Raw genomic sequence first — 17,111 nt, 5'->3', positions numbered from 1 at the left:
TTCACTTTCACACTTTAAAGCGATTATTTTCTTTTATAATATCACATTTACTCATTGTAAATAGTCTGAATACTAAATATAATAATTATAAGTTTTATAAACAACATGGCGCGGCGGGGTTAAAGCGTCAAATAACTATTGGGAGGTACGGCACATGAAGGTTTTTACTACGGACAAGATTAGAAATGTTGTGTTACTTGGTCACAGCGGGGCGGGCAAAACCAGTCTCATCGAATCAATGGCTTTTCTAGCTGGTCAAATCAGCAAGCCGGGCACTATCGAGGCTGGTAATACCATTAGTGACTATGACAAATTGGAACAAAAAAACAAGTTTTCTATCTACACATCTTTAGCACCTATCGTATGGGGCGATACCAAGATTAATTTCCTAGATACACCAGGATTCATTGATTTCGTTGGAGAAGTTGAGGAAGCTGTTAGTGCAGCTGACGCAGCTATTATTGTTATATCTGGAAAAAGCGGAATTGAAGTTGGTACAAAAAAGGCCTGGGAGATGTGCGATAAGTTTAATCTTCCTAGAATGGTATTTGTAACTGACATGGATATAGATGATGCCAGCTATAGAGAAATCGTTGAAGAACTTCAAAGCTTATATGGCAAAAAGATTGCTCCTTTCCATTTGCCAATTCGTGAAAATGGAGAGTTCGTTGGCTATGTAAATGTTATACAGCAAATCGGAAAGCGCTGGAAGGCAGATGGCACTGTAGAACATTGCGATGTACCTGACTATAACAAGGAATACTTAGAGAAATATCGAGAGGCTTTGATGGAATCTGTTGCCGAGACATCAGAGGAATTCATGGACAGATATTTTGGCGGCGAAGAATTTTCAGAGGATGAAATTCGTCAGGCTCTTCGTGCAAATGTAGGTACAGGCGACATTGTTCCTGTTATGATGGGCTCAAATCTTACAAATCGCGGACAGTACACAATGCTTACTGACGTTGTAAAATATCTTCCTAGTCCAGAGGATCGCAAGGTTTCTGGAATTAACGCAAATACGAATGAGGTTTACGAAGCAAATTATGATTTTGCTAAGCCAAAGAGTGCATACGTATTCAAGACTATTGTAGATCCATTTGTTGGAAAATATTCATTGATTAAGGTTAATTCTGGCGTTCTTAAAACAGATGATTTACTTTACAATAAACATAAGGAAACAGAAGAGAAAATCGGCAAGCTTTATATTTTAACAGGAAGTAAGGCAGAAGAAGTACCTGAGCTTCATGCTGGTGACATCGGTGCTTTATCTAAGCTTTCAAAGGTTGCTACAACAGATTCTCTTTCTACAAAGGCTAATCCAATCCTTTACATCAGAACACCTTTATCTACACCTTATACTTACAAGAGATATAAGGCAAAGAATAAGGGGGATGAGGATAAGATTGCTCAGGCCCTTGCAAAGCTATGTGCTGAAGACTTAACTCTAAGAGTTGTTAATGATGGCGAAAACAGCCAGTCACTGATTTATGGTATTGGTGATAGACATATCGACATGCTTGTTCAAAAGCTCAATGAAAAATATAAAGTAGATATTGAGCTTAGCCAGCCAAAGATTGCTTTCAAAGAGACAATCAGAGGTAAAGCTGATGTCGAGTATAAGTATAAGAAACAGACTGGTGGCCATGGTCAGTATGGACATGTAAAGATGACATTCGAGCCTTCAGGAAATATGGAAGAGCATTACAACTTTACAGAATCAGTTGTGGGTGGCGCTGTTCCTAAGAACTATTTCCCAGCTGTAGAAAAAGGTTTGCAGGAAGCAGTACTGGCTGGTCCGCTTGCAGCATACCCAGTAGTTGGAATTCATGCTAATCTTTACGATGGAAGCTATCATCCAGTTGATTCTTCTGAAATGGCATTTAAGGTTGCTGCAAAGGGGGCTTTCAAGGAAGGTATCATGAAGGCTAATCCAATCCTTTTGGAGCCAATTGAAACTCTTAAGGTTGTGGTTCCTGATGCATACACAGGTGACGTTATGGGCGACTTGAACAAACGTCGTGGCCGTGTACTTGGAATGAATCCTACAGAGACAGCTGGAAAGACAGAAGTACTTGCTGAGGTTCCTATGGCAGAGCTTTATGGATACGACACAACACTTCGTTCTATGACAGGTGGATATGGAACATTCTCTTATGAATTAGCTCGTTACGAGCAGGTTCCATCAGATGTTCAGGCCAAGGAAGTTGAGCGTCGCGCTAATAAGATCAAGGATGTCGATGAGGAATAAATAACAGATAAAAAGTAAACTAAGGGGCTACCGAATGGTAGCCCCTTTTTTAGTAGTTAATCACAACTTTAGTATTGACTTTACATATAGTAAGTATTATTATACTACTCAGATGAAAAATTCAAAGGAGAAAAGTTATGTTAATTTTATTTGGTACAAGAAGAATGAATAAAGAGATGGGAGTAGACAATCGTCAGTTGTACAAATGTCCACATTGTAACAATGTTTCCCATTACAAGATTGTAAGAAATAGGCTGTATTTTACATTATTCTTTGTTCCGGTTCTTCCGTTGTCGTCAACATATTATGAGGTTTGCCCAATCTGCGAAAGAGGTGGAATTATAACAAAAGCTATAGCTAAAGAAGCAATTGTAGCTCCAGAAGCTATAGCAGTTAATCAGTAATTATTTAACAGAAGAGCAACAAAATCTTTGTATTCCTGGATTTTGTTTGCTTTTCTGATTTTTTTGATTGTTTTTTCACAGTCATTAAAATTTGATTGCCAGAAAGACCAGAACTCTTTCATGCGATGAAGTACAGGTTTCTCGCCTGAAAGGATATCAATGTATTGATTTAGTAATTCATTGTGGAACTTTTTGAATGTATCTAAATCAATAGTTTGGTTATCTATTTGATTATTGTAACTTAATGCTAATTCTGGATTTGAAATCAAACCGCGGCCAAGCATTATCGCATTTACGTTAGGATATTGTTCCTCAATTTGTTTGATGTCGTTAACGGAAGTCAAATCTCCATTATATACAATAGGGTGTTTGGAATTTGCCATTGCATAATCAAAGAATTCCATTCTGATTGGTTCTCTATAATAATCTGATTGAATTCTTGGATGGATAGTCAATTCTGAAATAGGATATTTATTATATATACCAAGTATTTCATAGAATTCTTCTGGTTCTATTTTGCCAAGGCGAGTTTTAATTGAAATATTTGGCACCTTAGCATTTTTGATTGCACATTCTGTTTCGAGTCTGTTGAAGACACTATCCAACATCATATCCAATTCCTCAGGATAATACAAAAGTCCTGAACCTTTTTTCTTGGCAACTACAGTACCACTTGGACAACCAAGGTTAAAATTGATTTCTTTAAAGCCTAAAGCTGCTATTTCAGCAGCTGCCCATAAAAAATGATCTTCGTTATTAGTGAGCAACTGAGGAACAGTGATAATGACATCGTTTTTTTCTGGGTCAATATCCTTGAATTCTCTTGTTGTAAATTTAAAAGTAGAATTAGGAGATATGAATGGGGTGTAAACCTTATCTACGCCGCCATAATATTTGCAAAAAGTATTTCTATAAATGCTGTCTGTTACGCCCTCAAGTGGAGCTAAATATAATTTCTTCATATGGGTATTTTATTAGGCACATGTAGGAATTGCAATAGAATAAAATTTTTATATGACAATACTTGAATTCTTTTAAGTATTATACGAGAATATATTTTGTTTAACGGGAGGAATATATTTATGAATAAGTTTATGACAAAGTATTTTATGGCCATCTTTGGCGGTATATTTGCGCTAGTGGGAACGATTTTAATTATCGTTGGAATTATGACAAATGTAAAGTCGTCTCAGTTTAAAGAATCCGCAGTTGAAGTGAATGGTGTAATTGACAATATCATCGTTGATGATCGTGGAGATGAAACTGATTATGATGTTTTTGTTTCGTTTGAATTTGATGGAGAGTATTACGAAGATGTTCACTTAAATTTCTATTCAAGTAGTATGTATGAGGGGCAAGAAATAGATTTGCTTATTGATCCTGATAATCCTACAGATATTCATACAAACGATGGCGATTTATTCTTCACGTTGATGTTTGTTGGCTTAGGAGGACTATTTGCATTAATTGGTTACATTATTCTTATTGTTAGTATTCTTAACAAGAGAAAGAAGGCAGGATTGCTGGAACGTGGGCAGCATATTTATGGTGAAATAGAATCTATGGAGCAGGATTACAGTATAACAATTAATGGTAGACATCCTTTTAGAATTTATTGCAAATATAAGAATCCTACTGATGGATATATTTATAAATTTAAAAGCAATGTTTTAGATTTTAATCCTTGGGATTCCTACAAGACCGGAGATTCCATTGATATTTATGTGGACCCGGATAATTTCAAGAAGTACTATGTAGATGCTGTAGATAAGGCTGCAGATATAGTAAGAGATTATACCTAATACGCGGGAGGATTTAATTCAATGACAGAATATGATTATAAAGTACATGAGTCTGGTATCGTTATAGGTTTGGGAATTTTTGTTGAGATAGTTGCAATTGGATTAGCTATTCTAGGCCTATTTATAAGTCCTGAAAATGGACAGTCAGTATGCTTTGTGACTGCTTTAATTGTGGCATTTTTAGGCAGCCTTATTTTATTGGATTACTTCAGACGTGGCTTATATGTCATTAAAGAAGGAAGGGAATATTTATATACACCTTTTATAGGTTCATCAAAGAGCTTCAGTAGATCTGATATTGCCAGATATGAAATTCGTCCTGTGAAGCTTTCTCCACAGGATGAATGTATTGTTTTATATGATTACGAAGGTAAAAAGCTTGTAGGTCTTGAGCTTAATATGGTAAACGCCAGAAGATTTGCCGAGGAGATTGCAAGTCCTGAAGAAGTAGATGTTCGTCTTGAAGAAGATGCTAATAAATCAGTTGGAGATTATTTCGTAGAAGACAATTGGTCTACAGACAAAACTATCCCTAAAGAAGAAAAAGAATCAAGAAGAAATAAAGTTAAGATTCTTCAAAATATAAATTATGTTTTGGGATTTCTTCTGTTTGCAGTGCCTTGTATTTCTTTGATTATTGACACCAAGTTATTCTGCATGATTTATATTATTTGCATACTCGTAGCATGGGTATACTTTATAATCTTCAGAAATTACATGGTTTTCGAGCATAAAGACAAAACTAATTACGATAAAAGTATGTATGCATCGGGAGAAGTTCCTATCTGGTGCGCTGCAGTTGCATCTTTGTTTGGTTTGTTAAAGGTATTTTTGAATATTAATCATGTGAATTATACCGTATTTACGATTGAAATTATTGGCTTTGCTGTTATTGTTACTTTACTGTTTGGCCTTCTTCCAAAAGAAAGAGAATATAAAAAATACTTTTATATTTGTGTAGCAATTCTTGGAGTATATAGTGGGTGGCTCTTATCTGATTCAATATCTGTAGTTACAGCGCAAGTAGAATCTGAGGAAGAGTTAACTATTGTAGATGCTGAAATACATCATAGTAACAGAGGTCCAGATACACATTATCTGACAGTTGATTCAGAGTCATTTACTGAAGAAGAAATGAGTGTTTCTGATGAAATATATTATCTTGCAACAGAAGGTTATGAGGATGAATTAAGATTATATATTGCTAAAGATATTTTGGGTGTAGAGGTATATTACATTGATGAAGTTCAGTAAGATTTGTATTATTTCTGTTTGCTTATCAACATTATTATGTTTTCTTGGGTGTGGCAGCATTGAGCCTTCTCATGAATATGGCGTTTATAATGGAGCTAATCCAGAGGATTTAGAAGACAGAGATTTAGCATCCACTATTGTAATTGATGCTCAGTATTATTCAGAAGAAGAGATTTCAAGCTTGCAGGTTGATGGGCATATCGTATATACGTACATCAACATAGGCTCTATTGAGAACTTCAGAGACTATTACAGTGATTATGAAGACATTACTTTAGGAACATATGAAAATTGGGAAGATGAACAGTGGGTTGATGTTACCCAGGAAAAATGGCAGCAGTTTATTTCCGCCAAGGCCGATGAACTTATGGATAAGGGTGTCGATGGATTTTTTGTAGATAATTGTGATGTTTATTATCAGTATCCTACAGAAGAAATCTTTTCTGGTGTATCAAATATACTGGAGGATTTAAAGGACAAAGGCGGATATGTTCTTATTAACGGCGGAGATAGTTATGTAACTGAGTATTATAATCGCTATTATTCTTTGGATGCCATTTTGGATGGTGTTAATCAGGAGAGTGTTTACACTTGCATTGATTGGGATAACGATTCCTTTGGGATTAATACCGAGGAAGATAGAGAGTATTTTAGTGATTACTTGAATATGGTATTGGATGATAATAAAGATGCATATGTACTGGAATATACAAATGATTCCGAGGTAGAAGAAGAGGCGTATAACTATGCTAGCAAAATGGGATACATCCCATACATTTCTCATTCACTTGAATTAAAATAAATTAGACAACCTTGTCTAATAGCTTAAAACAGGGCACTCTCGTTTTGTGTCCTGTTAATTTTTAGCTTATATTTTATACTTCAATTATCAACGAAAGGAGGAAATTCACTTTGGATCAACAGAAAATTGGCAAGTTTTTAAAACAGCTTAGAAATGAAAAACAAATGACTCAAGAAATGCTTGCCCAGGTTTTCAATGTGAGCTCAAGAACTATATCAAGATGGGAGACTGGAAGTAATTTACCAGATATATCTTTGCTGGTAGAAATCGCTGACTTTTTTGATGTAGACGTTCGCGAGATAATTGAAGGTGAAAGAAAAAGCGATATGATGAATGAAGAATTACATGATGTTGCTGAGAAAATGGCTGATTATGCAGATGCTGAAAAAACTAACCTGCTTAATTGGGTAAGAGGCTTTAGCTTGGTGGGGACCTTTTTACTTACTCTTGCAATTGCGCTTCAATGCATTAATTATGAGCCCAATTTTATGAGGGCTTTGGCTATTCTTTTTTCTTTTCTTGGCTTTGTTGGTATGGCAATAACTACTTTGTATACTAATGGTATTTTGCAGAAGCTGGCGAAGAAAAAGCATTTTAGTCTAGTTGTAAAAGTTATTGTAGGAGTTCTTGCTATATTTAGTTTGCGATTTATTCTTGTGTTTTTATTTATATATGTTCTTTGCTTTTATGAAATGTCGCAACCTTATGTACATAAAACAGGAATTGAAAACTATGATAAAGAATACATATTAGAGGAATACGGAGGAGATATAAACAGTAGTTTATTAATATTTCCTGACGATGTATCTGATATGTTATCCTCAGACTATGAGTATTTTCTTAAAACAGGGCTTTTTGATACAGATGGCGACATAATTTTAGAGGCCACATATACAGATGAGAATTATGATAAGGAAGTAGAACGTTTATCTGAAATTAAATGTACTATCTATGACACTAGCAAGGAAGATAGTGACTATCATATAAATAAGATTTTGTATGACGAGGAGTCTTATAATTATCCTGCGTATATCGCATCTGATGGTCAAAGTAGCGTATATGAGTATGCGTTACTTGATGACGATGATAATAAAATTGTTTATGTATATCTATCATATCCGGATAGCCTTATTAATGGAGGGCATCTGGTAAAATATAAAGACTATTTATTGAAAGATTTATCTTCATATGTCTTCGAGGGTAATACATTAGAGCGATTTAGCATTTATTATTACAATTTTGGCGATGATATTTGGACAGGGTATGACCCCGAGGAAGAAGGTCGTGTTACCACAGGACAAGAGCGATAATTATTAAAAAGCTGTAGATGTTTTCATTGCAAAACTCTACAGCTTTTATTATAATTTCGGTTAGTTGTATAGATTACGAGGTGAGAAAATGAAACATAACTTTAAAGCTATTGAGAAAAAATGGCAAGCAGCTTGGGAAAAGGACGAGATTTTCAAAGCTGTTGATGGTTCTGATAAGCCAAAATTCTATGGTCTTGTAGAGTTCCCATATCCATCTGGTGCTGGTATGCACGTTGGACATATCAAGGCTTATTCTTCAGTTGAGGTAGTATCTAGAAAGCGAAGAATGCAGGGATACAATGTATTATTCCCTATCGGTTTTGATGCATTTGGTCTTCCTACAGAGAATTACGCTGTAAAGACAAACACTCATCCAAGAAAGATTACAGATGATAATATCAAGAAATTTACTACTCAGCTTAAGAGTGTAGGATTCTCTTTTGATTATAGTCGTACAATCGACACTACACAGGAGGACTACTACAAGTGGACTCAGTGGATTTTCCTTAAGATGTTCGAGAAGGGCCTTGTTTTCAGAGATAAGACTCTTGTTAACTACTGCCCACATTGTAAGGTAGTACTTTCAAACGAGGATTCACAGGGTGGTAAATGTGATATCTGCGATACAGACGTTATCCAGAAGGAAAAGGACGTTTGGTATCTTCGTATCACAGAGTACGCTGATAAGCTTCTTCAGGGACTTGATGGTCTTGATTTCCCAGAGAATATCAAGCAGCAGCAGGTTAACTGGATTGGTAAATCAAAGGGTGCTTTCGTAAATTTCACACTTGAAGGAATCGAAGATAAGCTTGAGATTTACACAACACGCCCAGATACACTTTGCGGTGTTACATTTATGGTTATTGCTCCAGAGCATCCATATATTGATAAATATGCAGACAAGATTTCTAACATGGACGCTATCTTAGCTTACAGAGCAGAGTGCCAGAAGAAGTCTGAGTTTGAGCGTACACAGCTTGTTTCAAAGGACAAGACTGGCGTTCGTGTTGAGGGCTTCGATGCAATCAACCCAATCACTGGCAAGAAAATCCCTGTATTTATTTCAGATTACGTAATGATGGGCTACGGTACTGGTGCTATTATGGCCGTTCCTGCTCATGATCAGCGTGACTGGGACTTCGCTACTAAGTTTGGCATTGATATTATCCCTGTTATCGAGGGTGGAGATGTTACAAAAGAAGCTTACACAGGCGAAGGAAACATGATTAATTCTGAGTTCCTTAATGGTCTTAACAACAAAAAGGACTCAATCGATAGAATGATTCAGGAACTTGAAAGAAAAGGCTGCGGTAAGGCTGGTGTTCAGTTCAAGATGAAAGACTGGGCATTTAACAGACAGCGTTACTGGGGTGAGCCTATTCCAATTGTACATTGTCCTACATGTGGCGATGTTGCAGTTCCATATGAGGAGCTTCCACTTAAGCTTCCTGTAATGGAGAAGTTTGAGCCTGGTACAGATGGAGAGTCTCCACTTGCCAGAGTAGAAAGCTTTGTAAATTGCAAATGTCCTAAGTGTGGCGGCGCTGCAAAGCGTGAGACAGATACTATGCCTCAGTGGGCTGGTTCTTCTTGGTATTTCCTTCGTTACATCGATCCACATAATGACAACGAATTTGCTGCTAGAGAAAAGCTAAACTACTGGATGCCAGTAGATTGGTACAACGGTGGTATGGAGCACGTTACACGTCACTTGATTTACTCGCGTTTCTGGCATCACTTCCTTTATGACCTTGGTGTTGTAAATACTCCAGAGCCATACAAGAAGAGAAGTGCTCAGGGTATGATCCTTGGTGAGGATGGACAGAAGATGTCTAAGTCACGTGGAAACGTAATCGATCCACTTGATATCGTAGATGCATATGGCGCTGATACACTTCGTACTTACGTATTATTCATGGGCGACTACGGCGCAGCTGCTCCTTGGTCTGACGCTTCGGTTCGTGGATGTAAGAGATTCCTTGAGAGATTTGCTGGTCTTACAGACATCGTTACAGATGAAGCAAATAGCGAAAAGATTGAAACAGGTATTCATAAGACAATCAAGAAGGTATCAGAAGATATCGAAGCTATGAAGTTCAACACAGCTATTGCTGCGATGATGGGACTTCTTAATGATATTGTTGCTGAAGGTCATATCACAAAGGATAACCTTATACTTCTTGTAAAGATTCTTTGCCCATTTGCTCCTCATCTTTGCGAGGAAATGTACGCTGAGCTTGGCGGTGAAGGATACTGCTCACTTTCACAGTGGCCAGAATATGACCCTAAGAAGATTGTGGAATCTACAATTGAAATCGCTGTTCAGGTAAATGGAAAGCTTAAGGCTACAATCACAATTCCTAACGGATGTGACAAAGATGAAGCTCTTGCAACAGCAAAGGCTGACGAAAATGTAGCAAAGGCTCTCGAAGGTAAGAACCTTGTTAAAGAGATTTACGTTCCAAACAAAATCGTAAACCTCGTGGTAAAGTAATACTGTAATTTGATTATTATTAATTGAGCCAGTAGCTATCAAGCTATTGTATTTCTAAAGCGAAACGTGTTGTTGAGCGTAGAAATACAATGCTTGAGAGTGTAACTGGCGGACTGGGTTAAGGAGATAATGTATGAGCAAAATTCAGATGACGACACCTTTGGTTGAGATGGACGGAGACGAGATGACTCGTATCCTTTGGCAGATGATTAAGGACGAGCTACTTCTTCCATTCATTGATTTAAAGACAGAGTATTATGACTTAGGTTTAGAGCATAGAAACGAGACAGACGACAAAGTTACAGTGGAGTCAGCTGAAGCCACAAAGAAATATGGAGTTGCTGTTAAGTGCGCAACAATCACTCCTAATGCAGCACGTATGACTGAATACAATCTCAAGGAAATGTGGAAGAGTCCAAACGGTACAATTCGTGCAATCCTAGATGGTACTGTTTTCCGTGCACCTATCGTTGTTAAAGGTATTGACCCAAATGTTAAATCTTGGAAAAAGCCTATTACAATTGCTCGTCATGCTTATGGTGATGTATACAAGAACACCGAAATGAGAATTCCAGGAGCTGGAAAAGTTGAGCTTGTATACACAGCTGAAGACGGAACAGAAGAGCGTTCTCTTGTTCATACATTTAATGGTCCCGGCGTTGTTCAGGGACAGCACAATCTTGACAATTCTATCGAAAGCTTTGCTCATAGCTGCTTTAAGTACGCTTTAGATACTAAGCAGGATCTTTGGTTTGCTACAAAGGATACTATTTCAAAGAAATATGATCATAGATTTAAGGATGTGTTCCAGGAAATCTTTGATAAAGAATATAAGGACGCATTTGATAAGACAGGAATCGAATATTTCTATACACTTATCGATGATGCGGTTGCTCGTGTAATGAAATCTGAAGGTGGTTTCATCTGGGCTTGTAAGAACTATGATGGCGATGTAATGAGCGATATGATTTCATCAGCATTTGGCTCACTTGCTATGATGACATCAGTACTTGTTTCACCAGCTGGCTACTATGAGTACGAAGCGGCTCACGGTACTGTTCAGCGTCACTATTACAAGCATTTAAAGGGTGAGGAGACATCAACAAACTCTGTAGCTACAATTTTTGCTTGGACAGGTGCTCTTAGAAAGCGCGGTGAATTAGACAACATTCCTGAGCTTTCTGCATTTGCAGATAAGCTTGAGAAAGCATGCATCAAAACAATCGAAGATGGCAAGATGACAAAGGATTTGGCTCTTATCACATCTATCGAAAATCCAACAGTCCTTAATTCACGCGATTTCATCATTGAAATTCGCAAGACTTTAGAATCGCTTTAAAATTGTCTGACAACTACATATAGTGGTATATCGTGTTGACATACACAATATAGTCTTTTATAATGGTCTCATACGTGGTCTAGGCGTACGAGACCATTTTTAGTTCGTAGAAGATAGAATTTAGATACAAGTATTTAATATTTAGATGAGTCTGTAGGCTACAAGCTCTTTGAATTCTCAAGCGAGACATATGTCGAGCGGAGAATTACTAAGGCTTGTAGTCGTAACAGACGGTTTTTAGGGAGAGAAAAACTTGGAAATGAATGTTAAGCTTCAGGCGTTTGAGGGGCCTTTGGATTTGCTTCTTCACCTGATAGACAAAAATAAAGTTGATATATACGATATTCCAATCGTTGAGATTACTGATCAATACATGGAATATGTGCGTGCAATGGACCAAAGTGATTTGGATGTCATGAGCGAGTTCTTACTTATGGCAACAACTCTTTTGGATATCAAAAGCCGCATGCTTCTCCCTCGCGAAGAAAAAGAAGAGGATGGAGAGGAAGCTGAGGACCCACGTGCAGAGTTGGTACAGCAGTTGTTGGAATACAAAATGTACAAAACAATTTCTTACCAACTTAGGGATAGACAGATGGATGCTAGCCTTGTATTCTACAAGGAGCCTACCATTCCTGACGAAGTTCTTAAGTATGAGCAGCCGGTTGATTTAGAAGAGCTTATGGGCGATTTGACACTTAACAAGCTCAACGATATTTTCAACCAGGTTCTCAAGAGACAGGATAATCGTCGAGATCCAATTCGTTCTACATTCGGCAAAATCAAAAAAGAAGAAGTAAGCCTAGAGCAGAAAATGGAATGGACTATTGCTTTTGCTAAGGCTCACAATACATTTAGTTTTAGAAATCTTCTTGAGGCATCTCATTCAAAGACAGAGGTTATTGTTACTTTTCTTTGCATTTTAGAGATGATGAAGGCTGGTCAAATCAACATCACTCAGGAAGATACATTTACAGATATTCTTATAGAATCAAAGATTGCTGCCTAGACAGCTTTTGAAGGGGTATTATGGAATTAAAAGAAATCGAAAACATAGTTGAGGGTATACTTTTTGCAATGGGTGGCACTGTTGAGCCATCTAAAATCGCAAAGGCTCTTGAAATAGATGAAAAACAAGTTGTAGAGGCTATTGAGTCATTAAAAAGCAACTACAAAGAGCAGAACAGAGGTATCACAATTACTGAAATTGATGGGGCATACCAGATGTGTACTAGCCCTGATATTTACGAATATCTTATTCGTATAGCAAAACAGCCTAAGAAATATGTTCTTACTGATGTCTTGCTTGAAACTCTTTCTATCATCGCATACAAACAGCCTATCACAAAATCTGAAATCGAAAAGATTCGTGGTGTTTCCTGCGACTTTGCTGTTTCAAAGCTTGTTGAGTTTGGTCTTTGTACAGAGCTTGGACGTCTTGATGCGCCTGGTAGACCTATGCTTTTTGGTACTACAGAGGAGTTCCTTCGTTCATTTGGAGTAAGCTCAATCGAGGAACTTCCTGAGTTATCTCAAACCCAAATCGAAGAGTTCAAAATCGAGGCAGAAAACGAAGCGAATAATGTTGAAGTTACCATTTAATTTTATATGTATGTTATATAGCCAATCCATCCTTTGGATTGGCTATTTTTATGCCTATTTTTCAAGGAAAATAATGACCAATCTTTTCTTCATAAATTTATGACAATTTTTTAACACATTCGCATTGAAATGGGTGATAAAAATGGTTATCATTAAACTTGCGAGAAATTTTGAAATAATTTATATAAATGGAGGTATAAGATGGGTAATGATTTAAGTCAGGCTCAGGCTAGAATTAACGCGTTACTTGATGACAACAGCTTTGTTGAGCTTCAGTCATTAGTGACAAGTCGCAACACTGATTTTAACCTTGATGCGAAAAAGGAACCATCAGACGGAGTAATTATTGGACATGGTCTTGTGGATGGAACTTTAGTATTCGTATTTAGCCAGAATGCCGATGTTTTGGGTGGCACAATTGGCGAAATGCACGCTAAAAAGATTCTTTCTGTATACGACATGGCACTTAAGGTTGGTGCACCAGTAATTGGCTTTATTGATTGCGGCGGAGTTCGTCTTCAGGAGTCATTTGATGCACTTGAAGCACTTGGTTCTGTTATTGAAAGAGCTGCCGATGTTAAAGGGGTTATTCCACAGCTTATTTGTGTAGCTGGCAACTGTGGTGGAGGTCTTTCAGTATTACCTGCACTTGCAGATTTCACATTTATGGTTGATGGAGCAAAGCTTTTCATTAACTCACCAGATACAATTTCTGGAAACAGTTCTGATAAATGCGATACTTCTTCAGCAGCATTCCAGTTTGAAGAGGCTGGTACAGTTGATATGCATGGTTCACTTGCAGAGGTTGTTTCATCTATGAGACAGGTTATTTCTATGATTCCAAACGATATCGTAGAAGCAAGTGATGATCTTAATAGAGCAGCAGAAGGTCTTGAGAGCAAGCTTACAGATGCGGCTGCAGTTGCAACAGAGCTTGCAGATAACAGACAGTTTGTTGAGCTTAAGGCTGGTTTTGCTAAGGAAATGGTAACTGGTCTTATTAAACTTGATGGTGTTACTATCGGCGTTGTTGGTAATAGAGAGATTGATGGTGAGGCAGTTCTTTCAGCTGCTGGCTGTGAGAAAGCAGCTGATTTCGTAGATCTTTGTGATATGTATGAAATCCCAGTTCTTTCAATTACAAATGTTGCAGCATTCAAATCATGCACATGTCAGGAAAAGAGACTTCCAAGAGCTCTTTCACAAATGACACAGCGTTTTGTAGATGCTAGTGTTCCAAAGATTAACCTTATTACAAAGCAGGGCTATGGCACACCATATGTACTTATGAATTCAAAGTCACTTGGTGCAGATTTAGTTTACGCTTTTGATACCACATCTGTTGGAGCAATGGAAGCTTCTAAGGCTGCAAAAATTCTTGCAGATAATGGTACAGATGCTGCAGCAATCGAGAAAGATTATGCTGAGCTTCAGGATAGTGCCCTTACAGCAGCTGCTCACGGACATATCGATAGAATAGTTTCAATGGCAGATGCTAGAAAATATATTATTGCAGGATTTGAAATGTTCTTTTAAGAGCAGGAAGGTGAACATATGAAGAATAAATTAAAGATTTGCTTATGCACCTTAGCGCTTGCTCTTGGTTTGATGGCGTGTGGCGGTCAAAAGGACGATACTTTAGGTGGTCGTACAGAAGCTGACTACCAGTCAGAATTGTCTAGTATGTTAACACAGCTTTCAACACTTGATGAAGCAGCAATTGACTACAATATTTCATATATTTCGTCATATGAAGATGGTGCAACACTTGTAACACTTCTTGAAGATTACAAGGATTGTTATGATGAGGCCAATGAATATGTTGGCATCGGCGAATTTAATGTCGAAAAATCTGGCAAGACAATCACTGCAACACTTGTTGGAGATTACTCAAAAAGAGATTTAAAGATGACATTTGTATACAGTACTTTAGATGTATCTACTCCAACTGCAATGAATATCGAGCCAGTATACACTTTAGGTGAGACAATGCAGAAGGCTGCTTTGAATACAGTAATGGGCATCCTTATTGTGTTCTTTATGCTTATTGTTATGTCTGGTGTAATCAAGCTTTTTGAAATTATTCCAAAACTTGAAAAGAAATCTAAAGAAAAGAAAGAGGGTGCTGTGGCTGCTCCAGTTGTTAGCAAGACACCTGCACCAGTTAAAAACGAAACAGATGATTTACAGCTTGTAGCTGTAATTGCCGCAGCAATCGCTGCTAGTACAGGAGCTTCTACAGATTCGTTTGTAGTTCGTTCTATCAAGAAAAGACATTAGAATTAGGAGGATTTTTCCATGAAAAATTATACAATCACTGTTAATGGAACAGTTTATGATGTTACTGTAGAAGATAAGGGAGGTTCTGGCGTATCTCCAGTTACTCCTGCAGCTGCACCTAAGGCAGCAGCACCAGCTCCAGTTGCTACAGGTGCTGCAGGCGGTGTTAAAATCGAAGCTGGAGCAGCTGGTAAGGTTGTAAAGATTGCAGCTGCAGCTGGTACAGCAGTAAAGAAGGGTGATCCTGTAGTAGTACTTGAGGTTATGAAGATGGAAACACCTGTTGTTGCACCACAGGATGGTACTGTTGCATCAATCAATTGTAACGAAGGACAGCAGGTTGAGGCTGGCGCATTACTTGCAACTATGAACTAATAGGAGGATTACACATGAGTTACGTTGGAGAGACATTGTTAAATCTCGCCGGTCAAACTGCATTTGCAAATTTGACTTGGGGAAACTTTGTCATGATAGCGGTTGCCTGTGTTTTCCTTTATCTTGCAATCAAAAAGGGTTATGAACCACTTCTTTTGTTACCAATCGCATTTGGTATGTTGTTGGTTAACATTTACCCTGACATTATTGCATCACCAGAGGAAACATCTAATGGTGTAGGCGGCTTGCTTTATTATTTCTATACTCTTGATGAGTATTCAATTCTTCCTTCGCTTATTTTCATGGGCGTTGGAGCTATGACAGATTTCGGTCCACTTATCGCCAATCCAATAAGCTTTTGGCTTGGCGCTGCAGCACAGATTGGTATTTTCACAGCTTACCTTCTTGCAATCCTTTTAGGATTCTCAGATCAGGCAGCAGCTGCTGTATCAATCATCGGTGGAGCAGATGGACCTACATCTATTTTCTTGGCTGGTAAACTTGGACAGTCAGCACTTATGGGACCTATTGCTGTAGCAGCATACTCATATATGTCACTTGTTCCAATCATTCAGCCACCAATTATGAAGGCACTTACAACAAAAGAAGAGCGTTCAATCAAGATGGCACAGCTTAGACCTGTATCAAAGCTTGAAAAGATTCTCTTCCCAATTGTTGTTACAATTATTGTATGTTTGATTTTACCTACAACAGCTCCTCTTGTTGGTATGCTTATGCTTGGTAACTTGTTCAAGGAGTCAGGTGTTGTAAATCAGCTTACAGAGACAGCATCAAATGCTCTTATGTACATTGTAGTTATTTTACTTGGTACATCAGTAGGAGCTTCTACATCAGCTGAAGCATTCTTAAATCCAGCTACAATCAAGATCGTTGTTCTTGGTCTTGTCGCATTCGTATTTGGCACAGCTGCTGGTGTATTATTCGGAAAGATTCTTTGCCATGTTACTGGCGGAAAAATTAATCCACTTATTGGATCAGCAGGTGTTTCTGCTGTCCCAATGGCAGCCCGTGTTTCACAGAAGGTTGGTGCAGAAGAGGATCCTACAAACTTCTTGCTTATGCACGCTATGGGACCTAACGTAGCAGGCGTTATCGGAACAGCCGTTGCAGCCGGTGTATTTATGGCAATTTTCGGTGTTTAGTTCTTACATATTAATTATTCAGGAGGGAATTACAA

Annotated in this window: 15 protein-coding genes; 14 read left to right on the top strand and 1 reads right to left on the bottom strand. The window is 37.8% G+C overall.

All coding sequences use genetic code 11. The annotated features are described in order from the left end of the window. Positions 1–154: 154 nt before the first annotated feature. Complete coding sequence (locus BO15_RS0109935; protein ID WP_033154178.1) at positions 155–2,251, top strand: elongation factor G; 2,097 nt, start codon at positions 155–157, stop codon at positions 2,249–2,251. Positions 2,252–2,388: 137 nt separating this feature from the next. Beyond that, entirely contained in the window at positions 2,389–2,655 is a 267-nt protein-coding gene (locus BO15_RS0109930) for a zinc-ribbon domain-containing protein (RefSeq protein ID WP_049960262.1), read from the top strand. Here BO15_RS0109930 and BO15_RS0109925 read toward each other — a convergent pair. After that, positions 2,649–3,617 (bottom strand): tRNA dihydrouridine synthase, encoded by a 969-nt coding sequence (locus BO15_RS0109925; protein ID WP_033154177.1) that lies wholly within the window; start codon positions 3,615–3,617, stop codon positions 2,649–2,651. The genes BO15_RS0109930 and BO15_RS0109925 overlap by 7 nt on opposite strands. Before the next feature lie 120 nt (positions 3,618–3,737). Between BO15_RS0109925 and BO15_RS0109920 the strand changes: the two genes are divergently transcribed. The 12 genes from BO15_RS0109920 to BO15_RS0109865 all read left to right on the top strand — a co-directional run bounded on the left by BO15_RS0109920 (position 3,738) and on the right by BO15_RS0109865 (position 17,076). Next, positions 3,738–4,457 carry a DUF3592 domain-containing protein gene (locus BO15_RS0109920; RefSeq protein ID WP_033154176.1) on the top strand — a complete coding sequence of 240 codons (720 nt, stop codon included), beginning with the start codon at positions 3,738–3,740 and terminating at the stop codon, positions 4,455–4,457. 21 nt (positions 4,458–4,478) lie between these two features. After that, positions 4,479–5,711: a hypothetical protein gene (locus BO15_RS0109915; protein ID WP_033154175.1), complete on the top strand. Its 1,233-nt coding sequence runs from the start codon at positions 4,479–4,481 to the stop codon at positions 5,709–5,711. After that, a complete protein-coding gene (locus tag BO15_RS0109910; RefSeq protein ID WP_033154174.1) occupies positions 5,698–6,513 on the top strand; it encodes an endo alpha-1,4 polygalactosaminidase in 816 nt (271 codons plus the stop codon). The genes BO15_RS0109915 and BO15_RS0109910 overlap by 14 nt, the downstream gene beginning before the upstream one ends. Before the next feature lie 110 nt (positions 6,514–6,623). After that, positions 6,624–7,823, top strand: a complete 1,200-nt coding sequence (locus BO15_RS13295; RefSeq protein ID WP_052169880.1) for a helix-turn-helix domain-containing protein — start codon at positions 6,624–6,626, stop codon at positions 7,821–7,823. An 88-nt stretch (positions 7,824–7,911) separates the two neighbouring features. Further along, positions 7,912–10,317, top strand: coding sequence for a leucine--tRNA ligase (leuS, locus tag BO15_RS0109900; protein ID WP_033154173.1), 2,406 nt, complete (start codon positions 7,912–7,914; stop codon positions 10,315–10,317). A gap of 133 nt (positions 10,318–10,450) precedes the next feature. Continuing rightward, the gene (locus BO15_RS0109895; RefSeq protein WP_033154172.1) at positions 10,451–11,656 is read left to right on the top strand and encodes an NADP-dependent isocitrate dehydrogenase; all 1,206 of its coding nucleotides are present in this window, start codon (positions 10,451–10,453) and stop codon (positions 11,654–11,656) included. Between the two features lie 253 nt (positions 11,657–11,909). Further along, on the top strand, positions 11,910–12,665 hold the full coding sequence (locus tag BO15_RS0109890) for a segregation and condensation protein A (RefSeq protein ID WP_033154171.1): 756 nt from the start codon (positions 11,910–11,912) through the stop codon (positions 12,663–12,665). Between the two features lie 20 nt (positions 12,666–12,685). Further along, on the top strand, positions 12,686–13,258 hold the full coding sequence (gene scpB, locus BO15_RS0109885; RefSeq protein ID WP_033154170.1) for an SMC-Scp complex subunit ScpB: 573 nt from the start codon (positions 12,686–12,688) through the stop codon (positions 13,256–13,258). 201 nt (positions 13,259–13,459) lie between these two features. Beyond that, positions 13,460–14,794 carry a carboxyl transferase domain-containing protein gene (locus tag BO15_RS0109880; RefSeq protein ID WP_033154169.1) on the top strand — a complete coding sequence of 445 codons (1,335 nt, stop codon included), beginning with the start codon at positions 13,460–13,462 and terminating at the stop codon, positions 14,792–14,794. 18 nt (positions 14,795–14,812) lie between these two features. Then, positions 14,813–15,538: an OadG family protein gene (locus BO15_RS0109875; RefSeq protein WP_033154168.1), complete on the top strand. Its 726-nt coding sequence runs from the start codon at positions 14,813–14,815 to the stop codon at positions 15,536–15,538. A gap of 18 nt (positions 15,539–15,556) precedes the next feature. Then, positions 15,557–15,913, top strand: a complete 357-nt coding sequence (locus BO15_RS0109870) for a biotin/lipoyl-containing protein (protein ID WP_033154167.1) — start codon at positions 15,557–15,559, stop codon at positions 15,911–15,913. A gap of 14 nt (positions 15,914–15,927) precedes the next feature. Then, positions 15,928–17,076, top strand: coding sequence for a sodium ion-translocating decarboxylase subunit beta (locus BO15_RS0109865; protein ID WP_033154166.1), 1,149 nt, complete (start codon positions 15,928–15,930; stop codon positions 17,074–17,076). Positions 17,077–17,111 lie beyond the last annotated feature (35 nt).

It is taken from the genome of Pseudobutyrivibrio ruminis HUN009, from assembly GCF_000703005.1.
Taxonomy (GTDB): Bacteria; Bacillota; Clostridia; order Lachnospirales; family Lachnospiraceae; genus Pseudobutyrivibrio; species Pseudobutyrivibrio ruminis_A.
The sequence above is the reverse complement of the archived record's forward strand: the minus strand, read 5'-3'. Positions and strand labels throughout refer to the sequence as shown.